This is a genomic window from Geomonas sp. (assembly GCF_056994735.1).
Window position 1 is genome coordinate 1 of sequence record NZ_JBXKJL010000416.1, and the last position, 1476, is coordinate 1476.

Annotated in this window: 4 protein-coding genes; 3 read left to right on the forward strand and 1 reads right to left on the reverse strand. The window is 61.1% G+C overall.

Annotated features, from left to right (window positions below):
• The 3 genes from AC11W3_RS17605 to AC11W3_RS17615 form a co-directional block, all read left to right on the forward strand.
• Positions 1-249, forward strand: a 249-nt coding sequence (locus tag AC11W3_RS17605) for a hypothetical protein (RefSeq protein ID WP_484093462.1), incomplete at its 5' end; no start/stop codon positions are given.
• A gap of 29 nt (positions 250-278) precedes the next feature.
• Positions 279-1022, forward strand: a complete 744-nt coding sequence (locus AC11W3_RS17610; RefSeq protein ID WP_484093463.1) for an ISAzo13 family transposase — start codon at positions 279-281, stop codon at positions 1020-1022.
• Between the two features lie 16 nt (positions 1023-1038).
• On the forward strand, positions 1039-1206 hold the full coding sequence (locus AC11W3_RS17615; protein ID WP_484093464.1) for an ISAzo13-like element transposase-related protein: 168 nt from the start codon (positions 1039-1041) through the stop codon (positions 1204-1206).
• Here AC11W3_RS17615 and AC11W3_RS17620 read toward each other — a convergent pair.
• Positions 1179-1421 carry a PAS domain S-box protein gene (locus AC11W3_RS17620; RefSeq protein WP_484093465.1) on the reverse strand — a complete coding sequence of 81 codons (243 nt, stop codon included), beginning with the start codon at positions 1419-1421 and terminating at the stop codon, positions 1179-1181. The genes AC11W3_RS17615 and AC11W3_RS17620 overlap by 28 nt on opposite strands.
• Positions 1422-1476 lie beyond the last annotated feature (55 nt).

The following is a 1476-nucleotide window of genomic DNA, read 5'->3' on the forward strand; positions in this document are numbered from 1 at the left end:
GCCATGCCCTACAGCCCCGAGATCGAACAGGCGATGCGCTCGTTCTACGACTCGCTCTCCGAGAAGGACCGACGCCGCTACGCCGCCATCGAGGTCGCCAAGCTCGAGCACGGAGGCGCCGACTACATCGCCTCCGTGCTGGGCTGTGACCCCAAGACCATCCGCCACGGACAGCATGACTTGGGACACCTGCCCGATGACCTCGGCGACCGGGTGCGCCAAAAGGGGGTGGACGCAAGCGGTGCATAGACGTCGTGCCCCATCTGGAGGAGAACTTCTTGCGGGTGGTGAAGGACTACACCGCAGGTGACCCGATGCGTCCGGACGTGAAGTGGACCAACCTGACGTTGGGTCAGATCGCCGAGCGGCTGGCCGAGGCAGGCACACCGGTCAGTGTCACCGTGGTCAAGCAACTGCTCCGCAAACACCGTTACATCAAGCGGAAGGCCCGCAAGTCCCGGTCGATGGGGCAGCATGCCGACCGCAACCGGCAGTTCGAGAACATCGCCCAGCTCAAGCAGGAGTATCTGGAGACGGACAACCCGATCCTGAGCATCGATACGAAGAAGAAGGAGCTGGTGGGAAACTTCTACCGAGAGGGCCGCCTCTACACTCAGGAGACGATCGAGACGTTCGATCACGACTTCCCCAGTGCCGCCTCGGGCGTGATCATCCCGCACGGGCTTTACGACGTGAAACGGAACGACGGTCACGTGAACCTGGGCACCAGCCACGACACCAGTGAGTTCGCCTGCGACAGCATCGAGTGGTGGTGGGAGAGCCGGGGCCGGGCACTCTACCCCCGAGCGACCTCGATCCTTCTGCTGTGCGACGGCGGCGGGAGCAACAGCGCCAGCCAGTACCTGTTCAAGGAGGACTTGCAGCGGCTGGTCGATCGGATCGGGTGCGAGATCCGGGTAGCGCACTACCCGCCGTATGCGTCGAAGTACAACCCGATCGAGCATCGGCTATTCCCACACCTGACGAGGGCGTGTCAGGGGGGTGATCTTCCACACCGTTGAGTTGGTGAAGGGGTTGATGGAGAAGGCCAAGACCTCGACGGGGTTGGAGGTGACGGTGGACATCCTGGACAAGGTGTACCAGACCGGGCGAAAGTATGCGGCGGACTTCAAGGAGACGATGAAGATCGTGTTCGATGAAGTCCTGCCCAAGTGGAATTACAGAGCCATACCGAGCGGTCCATAAGAGCGGGAAGTTATTGAATCTGCGATCCTAAGCAGCGAGATGTGCTTCCCGAGGACCTCCTCGGCCGAGTAGCCGAAGATTCGTTGGGCAGCCCGGTTCCAGCTAGTGATGACCCCTGCGAGCGTCTTGCTGATGATGGCATCGTTCGACGATTCGACGATAGCCGCGAGCAGCCCCCGAAGATTCGCCTCTGCTCGGTGCGGGTTGGTTGTCATATAGCTATCAGTTCCACCTCATCAAGTGTGATTTGGGCGCTCGTTCGGTCATACA

Coding starts and splice junctions, on each gene's coding strand:
- AC11W3_RS17620 (WP_484093465.1), bottom strand. CDS start 1,421: ATGACAACCAACCCGCACCGAGCAGAGGCGAATCTTCGGGGGCTGCTC.
- AC11W3_RS17615 (WP_484093464.1), top strand. CDS start 1,039: ATGGAGAAGGCCAAGACCTCGACGGGGTTGGAGGTGACGGTGGACATC.